The sequence below is a fragment of the Bifidobacterium primatium genome (assembly GCF_002802875.1).
Taxonomy (GTDB): domain Bacteria; phylum Actinomycetota; class Actinomycetes; order Actinomycetales; family Bifidobacteriaceae; genus Galliscardovia; species Galliscardovia primatium.
On record NZ_PEBI01000002.1, the window covers coordinates 311,687 to 333,771 of the forward strand.

Below are 22,085 nucleotides of genomic sequence, written 5' to 3' on the forward strand. Positions count from 1 at the left end.
CGACCAAATTGCGAATCACTCCGCCTTGGCGATGGCCTCGGCGATCGTCAGAAATAGGCCCGTACGCCGTTGTCGATGAATATCCGGCGATAGTCGGTCAGGTCCTCCTCGTGCAATGCCGGTACGCCGGTCATGGCGTAGGTGCGTCCGAGCATTTCGTATTTGCGTTCGCCGAATTGGTGGAACGGCAGTAGCTGGACGGTGTCGATCTGCATCGAGCGAAGCAGAGTCGAGAAGGCTTGTGCATCCTCCGGTGTGTTGTTCACTCCGGGTATCACGGGGATGCGCACGCAAATCTCCATCCCGCGTTCGACGGCGCTGGCGAGGTTTTTCAATGGCAGGTCATTGTATCCTCCCACCCAGCGTTTATGGGCCTTCCTGTCATGATGCTTGACATCGATGAGCAGATAGTCGAGCTCGTCCAACGCCCGGTTGAAGATGGGCGGAGCCACATGACCGGTCGTCTCCATGGCCGTGGCGATGCCGCGTCGTCTCAACTCTCGCAGCAGAGGGATGGAGAACCGGTGCTGCATGAGGGCCTCGCCGCCCGACAGCGTCACTCCGCCGCCCGATTCCTCGTAGAAGTCCCTGTCCTGTTCGCAGATGTCCGCGACCTCGTCGATGGTGTAGTACTTTCCCTCGATGGTGGTCTCGCCGGTTCTCGGATCGGTCAGCGTCTCGACGCAGGGATTGATGGATTCCGGGTTGGCGCACCACGGGCAATGCAGCGGGCATCCCTTGAAGAACACGGTGGTGCGTATGCCGGGGCCGTCATTGGTGGAGAATTTCTGGATGTTGAAAATCAATCCTGTGCCGGTTTTTTCAGCCGTGCATGGACGGAAGATGGCCGTGGTGGTCCGTGCGGGGGCTGCATTCAGAGGATTCGTCATTGTGGTAGTCATCATTGAAACCTTTCCTTACTGCGATAATAACTAATGAATGAAAGTAAATCAACTTACGAACGAAAATAAATAGTGATGATGATGTCTTTGGGGCGAGGCGATGAAGATATATGCGGGGTACTGCGGCTGGTTGCGTTCGCAGGGTGTTTGGATTCCGTATGTCGAAGCTATGTTATGGTTGCGAAAGAAGACTTACTGCGTTGGGAGATGACATGGCGACGATGAAGCGAGAAGGCCGCATTCTTGAACTGCTGACCGAGCGCAAGCGCATTGAGGTCGCCCGGCTCGCCGAGGAATTGGGGGTCTCGCAGGTCACCGTCCGCAAGGATCTCAACGACCTGGAGCGGCGTGGCATCATCAGCCGTGAGCATGGATACGCCATGTTGAGAAGCGCCGACGACGTGGAGGGGCGTCTCGCCTACCACTATGAGGAGAAGCGCAAGATCGCCGGGCGTGCCGCGGAATGCGTGTCCGACGGCGATGTGGTGATGGTCGAAAGCGGAAGCTGCTGTGCATTGCTGGCCGCCGAGCTCGCGGAGACGAAGAAGGACCTCACCATCATCACCAACAGCGCGTTCATCGCCGGATATATCCGCGGCAAGTCGAATGTGCAGATCATTCTTCTGGGCGGCATATACCAGCAGGATTCCCAGGTGATGGTGGGGCCGATGCTGGAACAGTGCATGAAGGGGCTGTATGTGGATGTGCTGTTCGTCGGCGCGGACGGGTACAGCCCCCGGGCCGGATTCTCCAGCCGGGACCATATGCGCGCGCAGGCCGTTCATGACATGGCCGCCCATGCCGGTCGGGTCGCCGTGGTGACCGAAAGCGAGAAGTTCGCCAGGCGCTCCACGGTTCCCTTGGATTTCAATGGGCTTGACTGCATGGTCGTCACCGATGCGAGCGTCGGGATGGAGGTCGCCGGCTCGCTTGCCGATGCCGGGATCACGTTGATCACCGTCTGACGGGATTGCCGTCCTGGGGGAATCTGAGGCTGATGGGCCGGGGTGTATGCCTCGGCCTTTTTTCGTATGCCGGACGGGTGTCGACACGCCGACCGGTCGGTCGGGTGTTGTTGGCGTCCATGCGGGAAATCCTTGTCTTTGTTGGCCTTGAGTATATTTGAATCAGTTTTTACTTTCGAATGAAAGAAAAAACTATTACGAAAATTGACAATCGAAATTTGTTTCGATATATTGAAAACCGTCAAGCCGCACGGCACGGATGACGGAAAGCAATGAAGACGTCGCCGGGTGCATCCCGATGCAGTGAAGTACGCGGCAATCAGAAAGGACAGACGGCCATGAATGAAGAACATTTCGGCAGGCTCACCCCACGAATGAATTCGCTGCGCGACCAGCTTCTCGACGCCGAACCGCAGGTCGACGTCGAGCGTGCGATGATCACCACCGAGGTATATCGAGACAACGCCGACCAGCCTCTCGCGCTGAAGCGCGCGATCATGCTCAAGCGCGTACTCGAGGAGATGACCATCTTCATCGAACCCGAGACGCTGATCGCCGGAAACCAGGCCTCCACCAACCGCGGCGCCCCGATCTTCCCCGAATACGCCATGAGTTGGGTCATCGACGAGCTCGACAAGTTCGACAAGCGCGACGGCGACCGGTTCACCATCACCGAGGAGAACAAGGAGAAGCTGCATTCCATTGCGCCATTCTGGGAGCACAACACGCTGCTCGACCGCGGTCTGGCGGCGTTCCCTCCGCATTCCAAGCTGTTCTACGATCTCGGCATCATCAAATCCGAAGGCAACATCACCTCGGGAGACGCCCACTGCGCGGTGAACTACGCCGGCGTATTGTCGCAGGGCCTCAAGGGATATGCGATGCGGGCGCAGCGCAAGCTCGACGAACTCGACCTCACCGACTACCGCAACATTCACAAGAGCTACTTCTACCGTGCGATCCTCATGGTGGTGGACGCCATGCGCGAGTTCGCCGGACGTTACGCCGCACTGGCCCGGCGGCAGGCGGCGACGGCCTCGCCGGACCGCGCCCGGGAATTGGAGCGGATGGCCGCGGCGCTCGACCGCGTGCCCTACGAGCCGGCACGCACCCTGCGCGAGGCTGTGCAGTCCGTATGGCTGGTGCATCTGGTGCTGCAGATCGAATCCAACGGCCACAGCCTGTCATATGGTCGCATGGATCAGTACCTCGATCCGTTCTACGAGGCCGATCTCAAGGCCGGCCGCATCACCGAGGACGAGGCCGCCGAGCTCATGAGCAACCTGTGGCTCAAGACCTACACCATCAACAAGATCCGCTCCTGGAGCCACACGCAGTTCTCCGCCGGCTCGCCGCTCTACCAGAACGTCACCGTCGGCGGCCAGAAGCTCGTGGACGACAAGCCCGTGGACGCCACGAACCCGATGAGCTGGCTCATCCTCAAGACCGTGGCGCAATGCCATCTGACCCAGCCGAACCTCACCGTCCGCTACCATGCGAACCTGCCCGACGACTTCATGAACGAATGCATCGAGGTCGTCCGCTGCGGATTCGGCATGCCGGCGTTCAACGACGACGAGATCATCATCCCCAGCTTCATCAACAAGGGCGTGAAACGGGAGGACGCCTACAACTACAGCGCCATCGGATGTGTGGAGACCGCGGTTCCCGGCAAATGGGGCTACCGCTGCACCGGCATGAGCTTCCTGAACTTCCCGAAGGCGCTGCTCATCGCCATGAACGATGGCGTCGACCCGGCAAGCGGCACCAAGCTTGTGGAGGGCATCGGCCACTTCCGCGATTTCACGAGCTTCGAACAGGTCATGGCCTGCTGGGACAAGGTCATCCGTGAAATGGCACGCCAGTGTGTGATCATCGATGCCACCTGCGACATGGTGCTCGAACAGGACACTGCCGATATCCTCTGCTCCGCCCTGACCGACGACTGCATCGAACGCGGCCTCAACATGAAGGAGGGTGGTTCGGTCTACGATTTCATCTCCGATCTGCAGGTCGGCATCGCCAATCTGGCCGACAGTCTCGCCGCGATGAAGAAGGTGGTCTTCGAGGACAAGGTCGTGACACCGTCGGAACTCTGGAACGCACTCGAGGCGAACTTCGAGGGCGCCACCAACGAACGAATCCGCCAGCTGCTGCAGCAGGCGCCGAAATACGGCAATGACAATGACTACGTCGACTCGCTGATTCGTCAGGCATACGACATCTACATCGACGAGATGAAGAAGTACCACAACACGCGGTACGGCCGCGGCCCCATCGGCGGCGTGTACTATGCGGGCACCAGCTCCATTTCCGCCAACGTGCCGCAGGGTGCCGGCACCCTCGCCACTCCCGATGGCCGTAAGGCCGGGGAGGCGCTGGCCGAAGGATGCAGCCCATCGCACGGTGCCGACCTCTATGGTCCCACCGCGGTGTTCAAGAGCGTCTCCAAGCTGCCGACGGAAGACATCACCGGTGGTGTATTGCTCAACCAGAAAATGACGCCGCAGGTGCTTGCCAAGCCGGAGAACCGGAGGAAGCTCGCCTTCGCCACCCGCACGTTCTTCGACCGCCTTCACGGCTACCACGTGCAGTACAACGTGGTCTCGCGCGAAACACTCATCGATGCGCAGAAGCATCCCGAACGCCATCGCGACCTCATCGTCCGCGTCGCTGGATACAGCGCGTTCTTCACCGTGCTCTCCCGCGCCACGCAGAACGACATCATCGAGCGTACCGAGCAGACGCTCTGAGCACCGACGAAACCAATGCCTGATTTATCAAACCAGCAGTAATGAAAGGAAAAAAATATCATGAAGCTGCTTATCGATGACGCCGATGTCGACGCCATCACCCGTCTGATCGACTACTATCCCATCGACGGCGTGACCACCAATCCCTCCATCCTGGCAAAGTCCGGACGTCAGCCATTCGACGTGCTCAAGGAAATCCGCGCCATCATCGGCCCCGACGACGAACTCCATGCCCAGGTCGTCGCCCGCGACGCCGCCGGCATGATCGAGGACGCCAAACGCATCGTCGGCGAGCTCGGTCCGAACACCTTCGCCAAAGTCCCCAGCGTTCCCGAAGGCTTCAAGGCCATGAAAGCGCTGTCCGCCGCCGGCGTGCCCATCACCGCCACGGCAATCTACACACCACTGCAGGCGTTCATCGCCGCCAAGTCAGGAGCCTCATATGCTGCCCCCTACATCAATCGCATCGACAATATGGGATATGACGGCGTGGCCGTCGCCTGTGCCATCCATGACATCTTCCGGGCCAATGATTTCGACTGCGACGTGCTCGCGGCCAGCTTCAAGAACTCGCAGCAGGTGCTCGAACTGGCCAGGCATGGCGTAGGCGCCTCCACCGTGGCCTCCTCGGTGATCGACGGATTGGTGAGGAACTCGGCCATCGACGCCGCAGTCGACGCCTTCACCGCTGATTTCGAAGGTCTTGTCGGCGCCGGCAGGACCATGGCCACCTGCTGACGGCACCCATTCGAACGGGCGGCATCCGCATCGCGAATGCCGCACCAATCCATCCGGCCGCAGCGTGGCGGCCGGACATGCCATCGATGCCAAGGCCGAGTCGCCACGACTTCCTTTCTTCCATCGTGACGATCGACCGGCGTCGATGGCTTCCATATATGCATGAACCATAATGCAAAGGAGCATTATCATGAACGTTCTCACCATCGACATCGGCGGCACCTTCATCAAATACGCCACCATGAGCGACGACGGCATCATTCTTTCCCGAGGGAAGGTCGAGACGCCGCAGAACAGTCGGAATGATCTTATAGAGACGCTCGCGGGCCTCTACCGTCAGGAGGAGGAGAAGTTCAATATCGATGGCATGGCCATCTCCCTGCCAGGCATCATCGACTCCGAAAACGGCTATGTCGTCATGGGCGGCGCGTTGCGGTACAACGACGACTTCTACCTGCGCCATGCGTTGTACCAGCGTTGCCCCGTGCGTATCGTGATGGAGAACGACGCCAAGTGCGCGGTCATGGCCGAAGCGACCGTCGGCAGTCTCAAGGACGTGCGCAACGGCTTCGCGCTGATTTTCGGCACCATGGTCGGAGGGGGGTTCGTCAAGGACCGCGAACTGTACCGTGGCAAGCATTTCTCCGCCGGCGAGGTGAGCTACATCATCACGTCGCGCAGCGTCGACCCCAGCATCGAAGGCGTGTGGGGCAACCAGTGCAGCACACTCAGCCTGTGCAATCGTTACGCGCGTATCAAGGGACGGCCGGTCGAGGAGGTCGACGGCATCCGATTCTTCCAGGCGGTGGAGGACGGCGACCCCGATGCACGTTCGTGCCTCGACAAATTCGCCCACGAAGTGGCCATCCAGATTTTCAACATCCAGAATGTGCTCGATCCCGACCGGTTTGCCATAGGAGGAGGGATCTCCGCGCAGCCGACATTGATTGACGCCATCCGCACCAATCTCAACCGGCTGTATGCATACTGCCCGTATCATGTCGCGCAGGCCGAGGTCGTCACCTGCAAGTTCCAGAACGACGCCAACCTCGTCGGCGCGCTGCAATGCTATCTTGCCGATGTGAAGGATGGCGAGAACGTGGAGACCTTCGACACCGTGCGGGAGGCGGTGCTGCCGGCATAGCCCGCCGATGCGGCCGGCTTACTCCGCCTTGGCGATGGCCTCGGCGATCGGGTCGTTCGAGAAGTCGTGGCTGCGGTATTCGGGGTTGTCGACCGGCAGATGCTGCACCAGCGTGTCGAACACCTGGCTCAGTATGTCGCCGCGCTCCAATACCGCGTCGAGCACATGACCGCCGATCGAACGGTCGTCGGCGAGGAAATGCTCGTGGAATCCGGCCACCGCCGCCCCGTTGAACATCAATGGCGAGAAGTAGCCGAGCATCGTCGTGCCCTTCACGTCGTGGCCGAGGAACATGGCCTGCTGGTCTGCCACCTCCTCCAACGTGGGGTACGGCGCCTGCTGCTTGATGACGGCGCGCGTCTTGATGAAGCTGAACGTGCCGCGCACGATGACCGCGAAGAACGTGTTCGCGCGTCCATTGGCCTCCACGATCTTCTTGTTGAGGTCCTCGAGGCCGATGTCGGACCGCTCGCACTGGTACTGGAATGCCGCGTGATGCACGCTGGCGAACGGCACGGTGAAGTCGTCGGGCAGGACCTCCGCCACGCCGGACTGTCCGATTTTGTAGGCCACGCCGTCGAGGATGATGAGCTCGCCGTCGAGTCCCTCTCCGGTGCCGATTCCCGTGTCGCCATGTTCGAGCAGCTCGCCGATGGTGGTGGTGCCTTCGAGCAGGCCCGGCACGAGCTGGGCGAGCGTGCCATGCTGATAGAGCACGTTGGCGCCATGCTCATGGATCGGTCTGATGTTCGCGGCAGCGGATTTCGTCATATCCTCACGATAATTCGTCGCCATATTCATTTTCAACCAACCGTGCAAAGTCCGACAACGACGATTCATCCGCCGTCTCCGATGCCGAACACGTCATGGGAATTTTCATGAGTTTGGATACACTGTCGGATGTCAATTTATCTAGAACGTTCAAACAGGGGAGAAACCGATAATGGATTTGATACTGGCCGCCACTCCTTCGCTGCTGTGGGGCGTATACGCCTTGATCCTGCCGGTGATCGGCGGCTCATCATATCGCCAGATACTCGGCGTCACCACGGGATGCCTGCTGTTCGCGCTGGCTGCGTTCCCGTTCGTGCCGCACTCCTACACATGGCTTACGGTGCTCGTCAGCTTCGTGTCGGGAATCCTATGGACCATCGGTTGCTACGGGCAGATCTGCGGATTCAAGGAGATCGGCGTCTCCAGCACCATGCCCATCTCCACCGGCGAGCAGCTGGTCGGCACCAGCCTGGTCGGCGTGCTGTTCCTCGGCGACTGGGCGTCCGCGCAGGCGAAGATGGTCGGATTCGCCGCCATCGCGCTGTTCATCGTCGGCGTGGCGTTCACATCGTACGTGGAGCGGCACGGCGTCGCGGGCGGCGTCGAGGACGGCGATACGAAGGCGAACAACATGATCATGGGCCTGACCGTCATCACGATCTCCTCGCTCGGATACATCGGCTACGTCTCGATCATCCAGATATTCTCCGTCAACTCGTTCGATGCGATGCTGCCACAGGCGGTCGGCATGTTCGTCGGCGGTTTGGTGATGGGGCGGCGCGAGCCGAACAAGCTCACCCGGCAGACCGCCCTGCTGCTCGTTCCCGGCGTGCTGTGGGGCATCGGCAACCTCATCCTCATGATCTACGACAGCAGGCTCGGCGTGGCCATCGCCTTCCCGATGTCGCAGATGGGACTCATCATCTCCACCATCGGCGGCATGGTGTTCCTGCACGAAAGCAAGACGCGCAAGGAGAAGGTCTCCATCTCCGTCGGTCTGACGCTGGTGGTGGTCGGCATCCTGCTGATAGCCCTGACCAAGACCCTGTAGCCAATCGGTGACTTGGCAGAACCGTTCATAAGAACCATGAAAATCGGTTCTCCATGATTGGTTTTGCCAAGTAAGTATTACGTATGGGCATACGGGATTGTGGGCGGCCGTCACGTTCGTCCACATTGCTCGGAAAACTGGATTTTCCCAGTCAGGGCCTCCTACCGTCGAATCATGAGGGTGAATACGAGACTGAACGTGATGTTGGACCAGGCCGAATCGAACCGGCTGTGCATATGGAGCCGCGACGACGCCGAACGCCAGATGATGCGACGCCGGCAGTCCGTAGGGGAACTGATTCACGTGGGGGCCCGATGCTATGCGAGGCCGTCGTATTGGCAGGGATTGACCGAATTCGAGCGGTTTCGTCATCTGGCGCGTTCCCTGTCGGGGAAGCATCCGCGCTGGGTGTTCGGCGGGCCGACCGCCGCGGTGATGCATGGCGTATGCGATTCTCATCGGCAGATGAGGACGGTCCATCGTGTGATCGCAGGGAACGGCATGGTTCGTGACACCGATATCGTGACCAGTCATTACGTGACGGATGCGTCGTACGTCGTCGTGGATGGGGTAAAGGTGACGTCGTTGCCCAGAACGGTGTTCGACTGCGCCAGATGGATGGATTTCCCCGATGCGCTCGCAGTGGTCGACGCGGTATTGAGACAAGGGGCCATGGGCCGCGCCGCGCTTCACGACTCCCTGCTTCGTGAACGCGGCAGATACGTGGGCCGTGCCCTGCACGTATTGGATGAGGCGACCGGCCGTACCTACAACGGCGGCGAATCCTATGTCTATGGCGTGATTCTTGAGGAGAGGTTCGCGAAACCGACGATCCAGGCCGAGATGCCGTGCCGCAATGAGAACGGCAATCCCGACCGGGTCGACTTTCTGTGGGTGACCGGGGATGGGCGTCGTGTCGTGGCGGAACTTGACGGGCGGATTAAATACCGTGACGAATCCATGTACCGCAACGGCAGCCTGCCCGATACCATCATCGCGGAGAAGGAGCGTGAGGAGCGGGTGAGAATGGTCGTGGACGGATTCGTAAGGTTCTCGTTCGCGGAGGCGTATCGGAGGGCGCCGCTGGTACGGAAGCTGGAATGGGCCGGGGTTCCGAGACTGCTCGGATGACGAATACCTTGGCCGGAACGGTCATGAATCGGTAATTTGGTCGAACCATTCATAAAGACCGGTAAAACCGATCCTTCGTGATCGGATTTACCAAGTCCGGTGTTTTCATGACCGGATTGACCATATTATCGTTGTGATTACGGCGATTCGACGCCGATCGCGAAGCGCGACACGCCCGAATTCTGCTAGGGGCACCCCTTGTGCTTTAATTATCAAGTTGCCTGTTTTGGGCTCGCAAAATTGTCTATTCAAAAGCGAGCATGGCACAAGGATTATTCCACGTCCTTGCATGGCCATGCACTGATACGGTTCGGCCGCCACGGGGAGGGATCCCGAAGTCGGCCACGCCTTGACGTGCCCTAGAGAAACAGGCTGGATAAACAGTAATTAATTCGCAAGAAAGGGCGGACGGCAATGGCGGGACAGAAAATCCGCATCAGGCTTAAGTCCTATGACCACGAGGTCATCGACCAGTCGGCGAAGAAAATCGTCGAGACGGTCACGAACGCGGGCGCAACCGTAGTTGGCCCGGTTCCTCTGCCGACCGAGAAGAACGTGTTTGTTGTTATCCGTTCTCCTCACAAGTACAAGGATTCCCGCGAGCATTTCGAGATGCGCACTCACAAGCGCCTCATTGACATCGTTGACCCGACGCCTAAGGCCGTCGATTCTCTGATGCGTCTCGACCTGCCGGCGGACGTGAACATCGAGATCAAGCTGTAAGGGAGGGGGGAACCGTTATGAGCAACAACATCAAGAGTGCACTGCTGGGCAAGAAGCTCGGCATGTCCCAGGTGTGGGACGAGAACGGCTTCTTCGTTCCCGTCACGCTGGTGGACGTCTCCACCAACGTGGTTACCGCTGTGAAGACCGAAGAGACCGACGGCTACAAGGCCGTCCAGATCGGCTACGGCCAGATCGACCCGACCAAGGTGACCAAGCCGCTCGCCGGCCACTTCGCCAAGGCCGGCGTCACTCCGCGCCGTCACCTTGTCGAGTTCCGCACCGAGGAAGCCGAGAGCTTCGAGCCGGGTCAGGAACTGACCGCCGAGCTCTTCGCCGAAGGCTCCAAGGTCGACGTCACCGGCACCACCAAGGGCAAGGGCTTCGCCGGTACCATCAAGCGCTGGGGCTTCAAGTCCTACCGCCGTACTCACGGCTCTCACAAGAACGAGCGTCGTCCCGGTTCCGTGGGCGCATGCGCCACTCCGAGCCGCATCCTCAAGGGCAAGCGCATGGCCGGCCGCATGGGCCATGTCACCAACACCACGCTGAACCTGACGGTCGTCTCCTCCGATGTGGAGAACGGCGTCATCGCCATCAAGGGTGCCATCCCCGGCCCCAAGGGCGCCATCGTCGTGGTTCGTTCCGCAGTGAAGGGAGCCTGATAACTCATGGCTATTTCTCTGAACATCACTAGCGCTGAAGGCCAGAACGGCACCGTCGAGGCTCCGGAAGAACTGTTCGGCATCTCCGCCGAGGAAGTGCAGAACCACGTTCCGCTGGTGCACCAGGTCGTTATCGCCCAGCTGGCTGCCGCCCGTCGCGGCACCCACGCTGTGAAGAACCGCGCCCGCATCTCCGGCGGCGGCAAGAAGCCGTGGAAGCAGAAGGGCACCGGTCGTGCCCGCCAGGGCTCCATCCGCGCCCCGCAGTGGGCCGGCGGCGCCGTGGTCCACGGTCCGGTTCCGCGCGATTACTCGCAGCGCACCCCCAAGAAGATGAAGGCCGCAGCTCTGCGCTACATGCTTTCCGATCGCGCCAACGCCGGTCGCGTGCACGTGGTTGATTTCGGCATCGCCGAGACCCCGTCCACCAAGACCGCCAAGGCCGTTCTCGAAGCTGTGGCCGCGAACCGCTTCGCCACCGTCGTGTTCTCCCGCGAGAACATCAACGAGTGGCTGTCGGTGCGCAACCTGCCGACCGTGCACCCCATCTTCGCCGATCAGCTCAACACCTACGATGTGGTGACCGCCGAGGACATCGTCTTCACCAAGGAAGGCTTCGAAGCCTTCGTCGCGGCGAAGACCGCCACGGCCGCTAAGGAGGACTAATCATGGTCGCAATCCACAAGCCCGCACACGACATCATCATCAAGCCTGTCGTCTCCGAGAAGAGCTACGCCAACTCCGACATGGGCCAGTACACCTTCGTGGTGAACCCCAAGGCGAACAAGGTGCAGATCAAGCAGGCAATCGAGCAGATCTTCAATGTCAAGGTGACGAACGTCAACACCCTCAACCGCGCTGGCAAGCGCACCCGCACCCGCACCGGCTTCGGCCAGCGCGTGAGCGAGAAGCGCGCCATCGTTACCGTCGCCGAGGGCCAGACCATCGACATCTTCGGTAACTGAAGGCTAGCCGAGAAAGTTAGGGACTAAATTATGGCTATCCGTACATACAAGCCGACGACTGCCGGTCGTCGCAACGCTTCGGTTTCGGATTTCTCCGAGCTCACGCGTTCGACGCCTGAGAAGTCGCTGGTTCGCAAGCTCAGCAAGACTGGCGGCCGTAACTCCTACGGTCGTATGACCAGCCGTCACCGCGGCGGCGGCCACAAGCGCCAGTACCGTCTCATCGACTTCAAGCGTTGGGACAAGGACGGCGTGCCCGCCAAGGTCGCTCACATCGAGTACGACCCGAACCGTTCCGCCCGCATCGCCCTCCTGCACTACGCGGATGGCGAGAAGCGCTACATCATCGCCCCCGAGGGCGTGAAGCAGGGCGACGTCATCGAGACCGGCGCCCAGGCCGATATCAAGCCGGGCAACAACCTGCCTCTTCGCAACATCCCGACCGGTACGGTGGTTCACGCCATCGAGCTGCGTCCGCTGGGTGGCGCCAAGATCGCTCGTTCCGCCGGTGCCGCTGTTCAGCTCGTCGCCAAGGATGGCGCCTACGCCCAGCTGCGTATGCCGTCCGGCGAAATCCGCAACGTGGATGCCCGCTGCCGCGCCACCGTTGGTGAGGTCGGCAACTCCGAGCACGCCAACATCCAGCTCGGCAAGGCCGGTCGCGCCCGTTGGATCGGCAAGCGTCCGTGGACCCGTGGTGAGTCCATGAACCCGGTGGACCACCCGCACGGTGGTCGTACCCGCGGTGGTAAGCCGCCGGTGTCGCCGTGGGGCAAGGGCGAAGTTCGTACTCGTCGTCCGAAGAAGGCTTCGAACAAGATGATCGTTCGTCGTCGTCCGGCCGGCAAGAACCGCAAGTAAGGAAGTGTCTGACAGATGACTCGTAGCATCAAGAAGGGCCCATTCGTCGACGCCCACTTGCAGAAGAAGGTCGACGAGCAGAACGAGAAGGGCACGAAGAACGTCATCAAGACGTGGTCGCGCCGTTCGATGATCACCCCTGATTTCATCGGACACACGTTCGCAGTTCACGATGGCCGCAAGCATGTCCCGGTGTTCGTCACCGAGGCCATGGTTGGCCACAAGCTCGGTGAGTTCGCCCCGACGCGCACCTTCAAGGGTCACGTCAAGGACGACAAGAAGGCACGCCGCTAAAGGCGAGGAGAGTAAAGACACATGGAAGCTAAAGCAATCGCTCGTCACGTCCGCGTGACGCCGCGCAAGGCTCGCCGCGTCGTCGACCTCATCCGAGGCAAGCAGGCGACCGAAGCGGTGACCATCCTCAAGTTCGCTCCGCAGGAAGCGGCCGTTCCGGTCCGCAAGGTCCTCGAGAGCGCCATCGCCAACGCTCGTGTTAAGGCCGACAAGGCCAACGAGCCGTTCCGCGAGAACGAGCTGGTAGTCAAGGAGACGTACGTCGACGAAGGCGTTACGTTGAAGCGTTTCCGTGCACGCGCCCAGGGCCGTGCCGCTCGCATCAACAAGCGCACCAGCCACATCACGGTTATCGTCGCCGACAAGGAAGGAGCCCGATAAAATGGGTCAGAAGATCAACCCGTTTGGCTACCGTCTTGGCGTAACCGAAACCCACCGCAGCCGCTGGTTCTCCGACTCCAACAAGCCGGGCGAGCGTTACAGCGACTTCGTTCTCGAAGACGACAAGATCCGCAAGGCCATGAACGCCGACCTCGAGCGTGCGGGCGTTTCCCGCATCGTCATCGAGCGTACCCGCGACCGCGTGCGTGTGGACATCCACACCGCTCGTCCGGGCATCGTCATCGGCCGTCGTGGTGCTGAGGCCGACCGCGTTCGCGCCAAGCTCGAGAAGCTGACTGGCAAGCAGGTCCAGCTCAACATCTTCGAGGTCAAGAACGCCGCGATCGACGCCCAGCTCGTTGCCCAGGGCATCGCCGAGCAGCTCACCAACCGCGTCACCTTCCGTCGCGCCATGCGCAAGGCCCAGCAGGATGCCATGCGCGCCGGCGCCAAGGGTATCCGTATCAAGCTCTCCGGCCGCCTCGGTGGCGCCGAAATGAGCCGTTCGGAGTTCTACCGCGAAGGCCGCGTGCCGCTGCAGACGCTGCGCGCCCTCATCGATTACGGCTTCTTCGAAGCCCGTACCACCTACGGCCGCATCGGCGTGAAGGTGTGGATCTACAAGGGCGACATGACCGAGCGTGAGTTCGAGGAGCAGCAGGCCCAGCAGAACAACGGCCGTGGCCGTCGTGGCGATCGCCGCCCGCGCCGTGGTGCCCGTCGTGACGCTCAGAAGGCCGCTCCGGCTCAGGCTGAGGCCAAGCAGGAAGCAGCTGCTCCTGCCGCCACGGAAGCAAAGGAGTAAACCAGATGCTTATTCCGAAGAGGACTAAATATCGCAAGCAGCATCGTCCTGTCCGTAAGGGCATGTCCAAGGGCGGCAACGAAATCGCCTTCGGTGATTTCGGTATCCAGGCACTGGCTCCGGCTTACGTGACCAACCGCCAGATCGAGGCAGCTCGTATCGCCATGACCCGCTACATCAAGCGTGGCGGTCGTGTGTGGATCACGATCTTCCCGGATCGCCCGCTCACCAAGCACCCCCTCGGCGCCCGAATGGGTTCCGGTAAGGGCACCCCGGAGTTCTGGATCGCCAACGTGCGTCCCGGCCGCGTGATGTTCGAGATCGGTGGCGTCTCCGAGGAAGTCGGTCGCGAGGCTCTGCGCCGTGCAATCGACAAGCTCCCCATGAAGTGCAGGATCATTGCTCGTGAAGGCGGTGACAACTGATGTCAGTCGGTACAGCTGATTACACCATCAAGAACCTCAACGAAAAGACCAACGCCGAGATCGAGGCCGCGCTCAAGCAGTCGAAGGAAGAGCTGTTCAACCTCCGCTTCCAGGCTGCCACCGGTCAGCTCGAAAACACTTCTCGCCTCAAGGCCGTGAAGCGCGACATCGCTCGCATGTACACGGTTCTGCGCGAACGTGAGCTTGGCATCAGCGAGGCTCCGGCAGAAGAAAAGACTGAGGAGAAGTAAGCATGGCTGAAGAGCGTAACTCCCGCAAGGTTCGCCGTGGCTACGTCGTGTCCGACAAGATGGACAAGACGATCACGGTCGAGATTGAGCAGCGTTCGACTCACCCGCTTTACGGCAAGGTCGTTCGCACCACCAGCAAGGTCAAGGCCCATGATGAACACAACGAGGCCCACGTTGGCGACCTCGTGAGTATTATGGAGACTCGACCCCTAAGCAAGACGAAGCGCTGGCGTCTGACCGCCATCGTGGAGCGCGCTAAGTAATACAAGTTCGGCAAGGCTCGCCATTCACCCGGCGGCCGGGGCAACTCGGCCGCCGGGTGAATGGGGAGGACCAGCTCGGCTTAAGGAGAATCAATGATTCAGCAGGAATCGCGACTTCGTGTCGCCGACAACACGGGTGCCAAGGAACTCTTGACCATCCGCGTGCTCGGTGGTTCGAAGCGCCGTTATGCAGGCATTGGCGATGTCATCGTCGCCACTGTCAAGGACGCCATTCCCGGCGGATCGGTGAAGAAGAGCGACGTGGTCAAGGCCGTCGTCGTCCGCACCGTGAAGGAAACCCGTCGTGCCGATGGCTCCTACATCAAGTTCGATGAGAACGCCGCCGTCATTCTCGGCTCCGGCCGTGAACCCAAGGGCACCCGTATTTTCGGACCGGTCGCTCGTGAGCTGCGCGACAAGCGCTTCATGAAGATCGTGTCCCTCGCACCGGAGGTGATCTGAGTGGTAGCAAAGATCAAGACCGGCGATGAGGTCAAGGTCATCCGCGGTCGCGACCGCGGCAAGGAAGGCAAGGTCGTCAAGATCCTGCCGAACGATCGCCTGATCGTCGAAGGTGTGCAGATCGTCAAGAAGCACGTCCGCGCCACCCAGCAGGGCCAGCAGGCCGGCATCGTGTCCGTCGAGGCTCCGATCCATCGCTCCAACGTGATGGTCATCGACCCCGAGACGAAGCAGCCCACCCGCGTTGGCGTCGTCGTCAAGGAAGAAGCCCGTGACGGCAAGGTCAAGAAGGTGCGCGTGCGCGTCGCCAAGAAGTCCGGAAAGGAGCTGGCATGACCGATACCACTATCGAAGCGCCGGCAACCCCGCGCCTGAAGCAGCAGTACAACGACGTCATCGTCCCCGAGCTCGAGAAGGAGTTCAAGTACTCCAACCCGATGCAGGTGGCTCGCGTCGAGAAGGTCGTCGTCTCCATGGGCGTCGGCGCTGCGGCTCGTGACTCCAAGCTCATCGAAGGTGCCGTCTCCGACCTGACCAAGATCACCGGTCAGAAGCCGAAGATCACCAAGGCCAAGAAGTCCGTCGCCCAGTTCCACCTGCGCGAAGGCCAGGCCATCGGTGCCTACGTCACCCTCCGCGGCGACCGCATGTGGGAGTTCCTGGACCGTCTGCTCACCCTGGCCCTGCCGCGAATCCGCGATTTCCGCGGCATCAACGGCAACCAGTTCGACGGCAACGGCAACTACAACTTTGGTCTGACGGAACAGACGATGTTCATCGAGATCGATCCGGATGCGGTCGACCACCAGCGTGGTATGGACATCACCGTTGTGACTTCAACCAAGGACGACAAGGAAGCTCAGGTCCTCCTGAAGCACCTTGGCTTCCCGTTCAAGGAGAACTGATATGGCAAAAACCGCTCTGAAGAACAAGGCGGCCGGCAAGCCGAAGTTCAAGGTGCGCGCCTACACGCGCTGCCAGGTCTGCGGTCGTCCCCATTCCGTGTACCGCAAGTTCGGCCTGTGCCGCGTCTGCCTTCGTGAGAAGGCCCACCGCGGTGAGCTGCCCGGCGTTACGAAGTCCAGTTGGTAAATATCGACGCTGAAGGTCCGCTGCTTGCATGAGCATTCATGCCAAGCGGCGGAAACCACGGCGAGGAAGGGCATAAGCCCACATGACAATGACAGATCCCATCGCAGACATGCTTACGCGTCTGCGTAACGCGAGCACGGCGAAGCACGAGACCGTCGACATGCCGTACTCCAAGTTCAAGGCGGCCATCGCCGCCATCCTGAAGCGTGAAGGCTACATCAAGGACTTCACCGCCAAGGAAGCCAAGGTCGGCCAGACTCTTGAGGTCACCCTCAAGTACGGCCCGAACGGCGAGCGTTCCATCGAAGGCATCAAGCGCGTTTCCAAGCCGGGCCTTCGTCGTTACGCCAAGTCCGACTCCCTGCCCATGCCGCTGGGTGGCCTTGGTATCGCTATCATCTCGACTAGCTCGGGACTGATGACCCAGAAGGAATGCCTCAAGGAAGGCATTGGCGGCGAGATCGTCGCCTACGTGTGGTGAGAAAGGAGAGCTGATTACTTATGGCATCGCATATCGGTAAGCTCCCCGTCGCCATCCCGGCTGGGGTCGAGGTCAAGCTCGATGGTCAGGCGTTCACCGCCAAGGGACCGAAGGGCTCTGACTCCTACACTATCCCCGAAGGCATCACCGCCGTCGTCGAGAACAACGAGATTGTTCTCACCCCGGCCGATGATCTTCGTCCTACCCGCGCCAAGCATGGCCTGAGCCGCTCCATCATCGCCTCGATGGTCAAGGGCGTGCACGAAGGCTACGCCAAGCGCCTGCTCATCGTCGGTACCGGTTACCGCGTGGTCGCCAAGGGCAAGGGCCTGGAGTTCTTCCTCGGCTACTCCCACACGATCACCGTCAACCCGCCGGAAGGCATCGAGTTCGAGGTCGTCAACGCCAACGAGCTCGTCGTCAAGGGCATCGACAAGCAGGTCGTCGGCCAGGTTGCAGCTAACATTCGCAAGCTGCGCGCTCCGGAACCCTACAAGGGCAAGGGCGTGAAGTACGCGGATGAGCACATTCTGCGCAAGGCTGGAAAGGCTGGTAAGTGATATGACCGTTAAGATTTTCGGTAAGGGCAAGAAGGTTGCCCGCCTGCGCCGTCACGCTCGTCTTCGCAAGAAGATCATCGGCACCGCCGAGCGTCCGCGCCTGGTCGTTACCCGTACCAACCGCAACATGATCGCTCAGGTCGTGGATGACACCAAGGGCATCACCCTGGTGAGCGCCTCCACGCTGAACGACGACTTCACCGGTTTCGAAGGCACCAAGACCGATGCCGCCAAGAAGGTCGGCGAGCTCATCGCCGAGAAGGCCAAGGCCGCCGGCATCTCCGCCGTCGTCTTCGACCGCGGTGGCAACAAGTACCATGGTCGCGTCGCAGCCGTTGCTGAAGGCGCCCGCGAGGGAGGTCTGGCACTGTGAGCGACAACGAAGTGAAGGAAACCCAAGTGGCTGAAGATTCGCAGAAGACCGAAGCCGAAGCCGTTGCCAAGAACGAGGATCGCAAGGGCCGCCGCGGCGGTCGTGGCGAGGGTCGTCGTGGTGAGCGTCGCAACCGCCGTGAGGAGAACCGCGGCGACGAGCTGCTCGATCGCGTCGTCACCATCAACCGTGTGGCCAAGACCCACAAGGGCGGCCGTACGTTCAGCTTCGCCGCTCTCGTGGTCGTAGGCGATGGCAAGGGCACCGTCGGCGTCGGTTACGGCAAGTCCCGTGAGGTCCCGGCGGCTATCGCCAAGGGCCAGCTCGACGCCAAGAAGCACATGTTCACCGTTCCGCGCGTTCGTGGCACCATCACCCACCCGGTGCTTGGTCACGACTCCGCCGGCACCGTGCTGCTTCGCCCGGCCGCCCCGGGTACCGGTGTTATCGCCGGTGGCGCCGTCCGCGCCGTGCTCGAGTGCGCCGGCATCACCGACATCCTGTCCAAGTCCATGGGTTCGTCGAACGCGATCAACACCGTGAACGCCACCGTGGACGCCCTCAAGCAGCTTGAGGAGCCCGAAGAGGTCGCCGCCCGTCGTGGCCTGAGCCTCGAAGAGGTCGCTCCTGAAGCCCTCCTCCGTGAGCGCGCCGCCGGCATCGCCGAGGCCCGCAAGGCTCGCGAGGAAGCCGCTGCCAAGGCAGCCGAAGAGAAGGACGGTGAGTGAGAATGGCAAATCTCAAGATCACTCTGATCCGTGGTTTCGCCGGTAAGACCGCCGTGCAGAAGGCCAACGCCCAGTCGCTCGGCCTGCGCAAGATCGGTCAGACCGTCATCCGCGAGGACACCCCTGTCTACCGTGGCATGATCGACAAGATCCGCCACATGGTCACCGTAGAGGAGGCAGACTGATTATGGCCGAAAACAACGAGGAAGCCACAATCCTGCGCATGCACGATCTGCGTCCGGCCCCCGGTGCCAACAAGGCCAAGACCCGCGTCGGTCGTGGTGAAGGCTCCAAGGGTAAGACCTCCGGTCGTGGCACCAAGGGCACGAAGGCACGCTACCAGGTGCGTCCTGGCTTCGAAGGTGGACAGCTGCCGCTGTACATGCGCCTGCCGAAGCTGCGTGGCTTCAAGAGCCCGTTCAAGAAGCAGTACCAGGTCGTCAACGTCTCCGCTCTCGCCGAGCTGTTCCCGCAGGGTGGCGAAGTGACCGTTGAGCAGCTGGTCGCCAAGGGAGCCGTTCGTGGCGGCTTCCCGGTCAAGGTTCTCGGCGATGGCGAGATCTCCGTGGCCCTCACCCTCAAGGGTGTCAAGGCTTCGGCTTCCGCCAAGACCAAGATCGAGGCCGCTGGAGGCTCCATCTCCGAAGAGTAATCCTCTGAGGGAAACGCTTCCGTAAAAAGATGCATGACCCTCCCCGTAACAGGGGAGGGTCATTGCGTATGTGTACACTGTTTGCCTGTATGTGTATGCCCAGAGACGCCGGCATACCAAGGGAGGAAACACGTGAGAACGCTCATTCAAGCTCTCCGTACCAAGGAGTTGAGGAACAAGATCCTCTTCGTCTTCGGTATCATCATCGTCTACCGCATCGGTTCGTTCATCCCGGTGCCCGGCGTGGACTACAAAACGGTGCAGGACTGCATCGCCGGATCCAGCAACGAGGACTTCATCGGTCTGGTCAACCTCTTCTCCGGCGGCGCCCTGCTGCAGCTGTCGATCTTCGCACTGGGCATCATGCCGTACATCACGGCGTCCATCGTCGTGCAGCTGCTTCGCGTGGTGATTCCCCGCTTCGAGGCGTTGCACAAGGAAGGCCAGTCGGGCGAGGCCAAGCTGACGCAGTACACGCGTTACATGACCATCGGCCTGGCCGTGCTGCAGTCGACCACCATCCTGGTGACCGCCCGTACCGGCGCCCTGTTCAACTACGCCTGCTCCGGCCAGGTCATCCCGGACGGCAGCCCGTGGAACCTCATCGTCATGATCCTCATCATGACCGGCGGCACCGGCCTGATCATGTGGATGGCCGAGCTCATCACCGACAAGGCCATCGGCAACGGCATGAGCGTGCTGATCTTCATGTCCATCTGCTCGGGCTTCCTGCCCAAGCTGTGGGACATCGGCTGGGGCTCCAACGGCTCGAACGGCGACTGGACCAAGTTCGGCATCGTCGTGGGCGTGCTCGTGGTCATCCTCGTGTTCGTCGTGTTCGTCGAGCTCGCGCAGCGCCGCATACCGGTGCAGTACACCCGCCGCATGATCGGCCGCAAGATGTACGGCGGCACCAGCACGTACCTGCCGCTGAAGATCAACATGTCGGGCGTGATCCCGCCGATTTTCGCCTCGTCCATCCTCGCCGTGCCGACCCTGATCGCGCAGTTCGGCAAGTCGGACCAGTCGTGGGTCAAGTGGATCAACACGAACCTCGCCGACACGACCACCGTGTGGTACATCGGCCTGTACGCCGTCATGATCGTGTTCTTCTGCTTCTTCTACACGTCGATCACGTTCAACACAGACGAGACCGCCGACAACATGAAGCAGTACGGCGGCTTCATCCCCGGCATCCGCGCGGGACGCGCCACCAGCCAGTACCTCACGTACGTGATGAACCGCCTCAACACCGTGGGCGCGGTCTACCTGCTGTTCGTGGCCCTCATCCCGACCGTGCTGATCATGGCGCTGAGCCTCAGCCAGCAGCTGCCGTTCGGCGGCACCACCATCCTGATCATCGCGGGCGTCGGCCTCGACACCCTTCGCCAGGCCAAGGCCCGCACCGAGCAGTTCCAGTACGAAGGCTTCCTGCTCGAAGACGAAACCAACACAGAAAGTAAGTGATATGCGACTGCTAATCATGGGCCCCCAGGGCGTCGGCAAGGGCACTCAGGCTGCCAAGCTCGCCGAGCACTACGGCATCCCCACCATCTCCACCGGCGATATCTTCCGCTTCAACATCAAGAACAAGACCGAGCTCGGTCTCGAGGCGCTGAAGTTCATCGACAAGGGCGAGCTCGTCCCCGACGAACTGACCAACCGCATCGTCGAGGACCGTCTTGGCCAGGACGACGCCAAGAACGGCTGGATTCTCGACGGCTACCCGCGCAACGCCTCCCAGGTGGAGGCCCTCGATGGCATCCTCGCCAAGCTGGGCACTCCGCTGTCCGCCGTGGTCGCCCTTGACGCCGACCATGACGTGCTCATGGAGCGCATGAAGAAGCGTGCCGAGATCGAAGGCCGCTCCGACGATACGCCGGAGGCCATCGCCAAGCGCCTCGACGTGTACGCCAAGGAGACCGCTCCGCTGCTCGACACCTACGAGCAGCGCGGCCTGCTGGTCAAGATCGACGGCGTCGGCGACATCGACGCCATCCAGGCCAACATCGTCAGCGCGCTCGACGCCCGCTGATCCGGCCCGTCGATTACGACACGCCAATAGTACACCGTATTCCCGCGACTTGCGGGAATACGGTGTTTCTGTTATTCTGTATTTTTGGTGTGTCTTCGGGCATATCTTTCAGTAATTGACGCCAAGGAACGGATAGGGACTCATGGCAAAAGACGGTGTGATTGAGGTAGAAGGTCAGGTTATCGAAGCATTGCCGAACGCGATGTTCCGTGTCGAACTCGAAAACAAGCACATCGTTCTGGCGACGATCTCCGGCAAGATGAGGAAGAACTACATCCGCATCCTCCCGCAGGATCGCGTCGTGCTCGAAATGAGCCCGTACGATCTGAACCGTGGTCGAATTACGTACCGTTACAAGTAAAAGGAAAACCATGAAGGTCAGCCCCAGTGTGAAGAAGATCTGCGACAAGTGCCGCGTGATCCGTCGTCACGGCCGCGTCATGGTGATCTGCGAGAACCCGCGCCATAAGCAGCGTCAGGGCTGAAAGCAGACCCCAGCGGCAAAGTAAATCAGACGCTGAATCACAGTGTTCGTATCACCACGTACGGCATTGAACCCCAGGTGCGGAGGCCTGGGCCGTGAACTCGGACGATTTGGCGTAAGACCTCCG

33 protein-coding genes are annotated in these 22,085 nt (G+C 60.9%); 31 read left to right on the top strand and 2 right to left on the bottom strand.

What is annotated here, in order from left to right; translation table 11 throughout:
• Positions 1-47 precede the first annotated feature (47 nt).
• On the bottom strand, positions 48-905 hold the full coding sequence (locus CS006_RS05090; protein ID WP_243386749.1) for a glycyl-radical enzyme activating protein: 858 nt from the start codon (positions 903-905) through the stop codon (positions 48-50).
• 209 nt (positions 906-1,114) lie between these two features.
• Here CS006_RS05090 and CS006_RS05095 point away from each other — a divergent pair, with 209 nt between their 5' ends.
• The 4 genes from CS006_RS05095 to CS006_RS05110 all read left to right on the top strand — a co-directional run bounded on the left by CS006_RS05095 (position 1,115) and on the right by CS006_RS05110 (position 6,502).
• Complete coding sequence (locus tag CS006_RS05095) at positions 1,115-1,867, top strand: DeoR/GlpR family DNA-binding transcription regulator (protein ID WP_207760006.1); 753 nt, start codon at positions 1,115-1,117, stop codon at positions 1,865-1,867.
• Between the two features lie 338 nt (positions 1,868-2,205).
• A complete protein-coding gene (locus CS006_RS05100) occupies positions 2,206-4,620 on the top strand; it encodes a glycyl radical protein (RefSeq protein ID WP_100510705.1) in 2,415 nt (804 codons plus the stop codon).
• A gap of 60 nt (positions 4,621-4,680) precedes the next feature.
• On the top strand, positions 4,681-5,358 hold the full coding sequence (locus tag CS006_RS05105) for a transaldolase family protein (protein ID WP_100510706.1): 678 nt from the start codon (positions 4,681-4,683) through the stop codon (positions 5,356-5,358).
• A 190-nt stretch (positions 5,359-5,548) separates the two neighbouring features.
• Positions 5,549-6,502, top strand: a complete 954-nt coding sequence (locus CS006_RS05110) for an ROK family protein (RefSeq protein WP_100510707.1) — start codon at positions 5,549-5,551, stop codon at positions 6,500-6,502.
• Positions 6,503-6,520: 18 nt separating this feature from the next.
• Here the strand turns inward: CS006_RS05110 and budA are convergent, their stop codons facing one another.
• A complete protein-coding gene (gene budA / locus CS006_RS05115) occupies positions 6,521-7,273 on the bottom strand; it encodes an acetolactate decarboxylase (protein WP_165777255.1) in 753 nt (250 codons plus the stop codon).
• A 172-nt stretch (positions 7,274-7,445) separates the two neighbouring features.
• Between budA and CS006_RS05120 the strand changes: the two genes are divergently transcribed.
• The 27 genes from CS006_RS05120 to rpmJ all read left to right on the top strand — a co-directional run bounded on the left by CS006_RS05120 (position 7,446) and on the right by rpmJ (position 21,959).
• Positions 7,446-8,327, top strand: a complete 882-nt coding sequence (locus CS006_RS05120; RefSeq protein WP_100510709.1) for a GRP family sugar transporter — start codon at positions 7,446-7,448, stop codon at positions 8,325-8,327.
• Between the two features lie 198 nt (positions 8,328-8,525).
• The gene (locus CS006_RS05125) at positions 8,526-9,458 is read left to right on the top strand and encodes a CTP synthase (protein ID WP_133119533.1); all 933 of its coding nucleotides are present in this window, start codon (positions 8,526-8,528) and stop codon (positions 9,456-9,458) included.
• 414 nt (positions 9,459-9,872) lie between these two features.
• Entirely contained in the window at positions 9,873-10,181 is a 309-nt protein-coding gene (gene rpsJ, locus CS006_RS05130) for a 30S ribosomal protein S10 (RefSeq protein ID WP_006288664.1), read from the top strand.
• Positions 10,182-10,198: 17 nt separating this feature from the next.
• On the top strand, positions 10,199-10,846 hold the full coding sequence (gene rplC / locus CS006_RS05135; RefSeq protein ID WP_100510711.1) for a 50S ribosomal protein L3: 648 nt from the start codon (positions 10,199-10,201) through the stop codon (positions 10,844-10,846).
• 6 nt (positions 10,847-10,852) lie between these two features.
• Positions 10,853-11,512 carry a 50S ribosomal protein L4 gene (rplD, locus tag CS006_RS05140; RefSeq protein ID WP_100510712.1) on the top strand — a complete coding sequence of 220 codons (660 nt, stop codon included), beginning with the start codon at positions 10,853-10,855 and terminating at the stop codon, positions 11,510-11,512.
• 2 nt (positions 11,513-11,514) lie between these two features.
• Positions 11,515-11,811, top strand: a complete 297-nt coding sequence (rplW, locus tag CS006_RS05145) for a 50S ribosomal protein L23 (protein WP_100510713.1) — start codon at positions 11,515-11,517, stop codon at positions 11,809-11,811.
• A 30-nt stretch (positions 11,812-11,841) separates the two neighbouring features.
• Positions 11,842-12,672 carry a 50S ribosomal protein L2 gene (rplB, locus tag CS006_RS05150; protein WP_100510714.1) on the top strand — a complete coding sequence of 277 codons (831 nt, stop codon included), beginning with the start codon at positions 11,842-11,844 and terminating at the stop codon, positions 12,670-12,672.
• Between the two features lie 15 nt (positions 12,673-12,687).
• Positions 12,688-12,966 (top strand): 30S ribosomal protein S19, encoded by a 279-nt coding sequence (rpsS, locus tag CS006_RS05155; protein ID WP_033490666.1) that lies wholly within the window; start codon positions 12,688-12,690, stop codon positions 12,964-12,966.
• Positions 12,967-12,987: 21 nt separating this feature from the next.
• Positions 12,988-13,347, top strand: coding sequence for a 50S ribosomal protein L22 (gene rplV, locus CS006_RS05160; RefSeq protein ID WP_100510715.1), 360 nt, complete (start codon positions 12,988-12,990; stop codon positions 13,345-13,347).
• A 1-nt stretch (position 13,348) separates the two neighbouring features.
• The gene (gene rpsC / locus CS006_RS05165) at positions 13,349-14,152 is read left to right on the top strand and encodes a 30S ribosomal protein S3 (protein ID WP_100510716.1); all 804 of its coding nucleotides are present in this window, start codon (positions 13,349-13,351) and stop codon (positions 14,150-14,152) included.
• Positions 14,153-14,157: 5 nt separating this feature from the next.
• A complete protein-coding gene (gene rplP / locus CS006_RS05170; protein WP_100510717.1) occupies positions 14,158-14,577 on the top strand; it encodes a 50S ribosomal protein L16 in 420 nt (139 codons plus the stop codon).
• Positions 14,577-14,828 carry a 50S ribosomal protein L29 gene (gene rpmC / locus CS006_RS05175; RefSeq protein WP_100510718.1) on the top strand — a complete coding sequence of 84 codons (252 nt, stop codon included), beginning with the start codon at positions 14,577-14,579 and terminating at the stop codon, positions 14,826-14,828. The genes rplP and rpmC overlap by 1 nt, the downstream gene beginning before the upstream one ends.
• Before the next feature lie 2 nt (positions 14,829-14,830).
• The gene (rpsQ, locus tag CS006_RS05180) at positions 14,831-15,091 is read left to right on the top strand and encodes a 30S ribosomal protein S17 (protein ID WP_100510719.1); all 261 of its coding nucleotides are present in this window, start codon (positions 14,831-14,833) and stop codon (positions 15,089-15,091) included.
• Positions 15,092-15,184: 93 nt separating this feature from the next.
• The gene (rplN, locus tag CS006_RS05185) at positions 15,185-15,553 is read left to right on the top strand and encodes a 50S ribosomal protein L14 (protein WP_100510720.1); all 369 of its coding nucleotides are present in this window, start codon (positions 15,185-15,187) and stop codon (positions 15,551-15,553) included.
• Entirely contained in the window at positions 15,554-15,889 is a 336-nt protein-coding gene (gene rplX / locus CS006_RS05190; RefSeq protein ID WP_100510721.1) for a 50S ribosomal protein L24, read from the top strand.
• Positions 15,886-16,458 carry a 50S ribosomal protein L5 gene (gene rplE / locus CS006_RS05195; RefSeq protein ID WP_100510722.1) on the top strand — a complete coding sequence of 191 codons (573 nt, stop codon included), beginning with the start codon at positions 15,886-15,888 and terminating at the stop codon, positions 16,456-16,458. Before rplX ends, rplE begins: the two co-directional genes overlap by 4 nt.
• A gap of 1 nt (position 16,459) precedes the next feature.
• Positions 16,460-16,645 (top strand): type Z 30S ribosomal protein S14, encoded by a 186-nt coding sequence (locus tag CS006_RS05200; protein ID WP_033493929.1) that lies wholly within the window; start codon positions 16,460-16,462, stop codon positions 16,643-16,645.
• A gap of 82 nt (positions 16,646-16,727) precedes the next feature.
• Positions 16,728-17,126 carry a 30S ribosomal protein S8 gene (rpsH, locus tag CS006_RS05205; protein ID WP_100510723.1) on the top strand — a complete coding sequence of 133 codons (399 nt, stop codon included), beginning with the start codon at positions 16,728-16,730 and terminating at the stop codon, positions 17,124-17,126.
• A 20-nt stretch (positions 17,127-17,146) separates the two neighbouring features.
• Complete coding sequence (rplF, locus tag CS006_RS05210) at positions 17,147-17,686, top strand: 50S ribosomal protein L6 (protein ID WP_100510724.1); 540 nt, start codon at positions 17,147-17,149, stop codon at positions 17,684-17,686.
• 1 nt (position 17,687) lies between these two features.
• Positions 17,688-18,059 (top strand): 50S ribosomal protein L18, encoded by a 372-nt coding sequence (gene rplR / locus CS006_RS05215; protein ID WP_100510725.1) that lies wholly within the window; start codon positions 17,688-17,690, stop codon positions 18,057-18,059.
• Positions 18,056-18,787, top strand: coding sequence for a 30S ribosomal protein S5 (rpsE, locus tag CS006_RS05220; RefSeq protein ID WP_100510726.1), 732 nt, complete (start codon positions 18,056-18,058; stop codon positions 18,785-18,787). The genes rplR and rpsE overlap by 4 nt, the downstream gene beginning before the upstream one ends.
• 2 nt (positions 18,788-18,789) lie before the next feature.
• Positions 18,790-18,972 (top strand): 50S ribosomal protein L30, encoded by a 183-nt coding sequence (rpmD, locus tag CS006_RS05225; RefSeq protein ID WP_100510727.1) that lies wholly within the window; start codon positions 18,790-18,792, stop codon positions 18,970-18,972.
• Positions 18,973-18,974: 2 nt separating this feature from the next.
• Positions 18,975-19,439 carry a 50S ribosomal protein L15 gene (gene rplO, locus CS006_RS05230; RefSeq protein ID WP_100510728.1) on the top strand — a complete coding sequence of 155 codons (465 nt, stop codon included), beginning with the start codon at positions 18,975-18,977 and terminating at the stop codon, positions 19,437-19,439.
• Between the two features lie 132 nt (positions 19,440-19,571).
• Positions 19,572-20,906, top strand: coding sequence for a preprotein translocase subunit SecY (secY, locus tag CS006_RS05235; RefSeq protein WP_100510729.1), 1,335 nt, complete (start codon positions 19,572-19,574; stop codon positions 20,904-20,906).
• 1 nt (position 20,907) lies between these two features.
• Complete coding sequence (locus CS006_RS05240; RefSeq protein ID WP_100510730.1) at positions 20,908-21,474, top strand: adenylate kinase; 567 nt, start codon at positions 20,908-20,910, stop codon at positions 21,472-21,474.
• Between the two features lie 142 nt (positions 21,475-21,616).
• Entirely contained in the window at positions 21,617-21,835 is a 219-nt protein-coding gene (gene infA / locus CS006_RS05245; protein WP_100510731.1) for a translation initiation factor IF-1, read from the top strand.
• Positions 21,836-21,845: 10 nt separating this feature from the next.
• Positions 21,846-21,959: a 50S ribosomal protein L36 gene (gene rpmJ / locus CS006_RS05250; RefSeq protein WP_093959598.1), complete on the top strand. Its 114-nt coding sequence runs from the start codon at positions 21,846-21,848 to the stop codon at positions 21,957-21,959.
• Positions 21,960-22,085 lie beyond the last annotated feature (126 nt).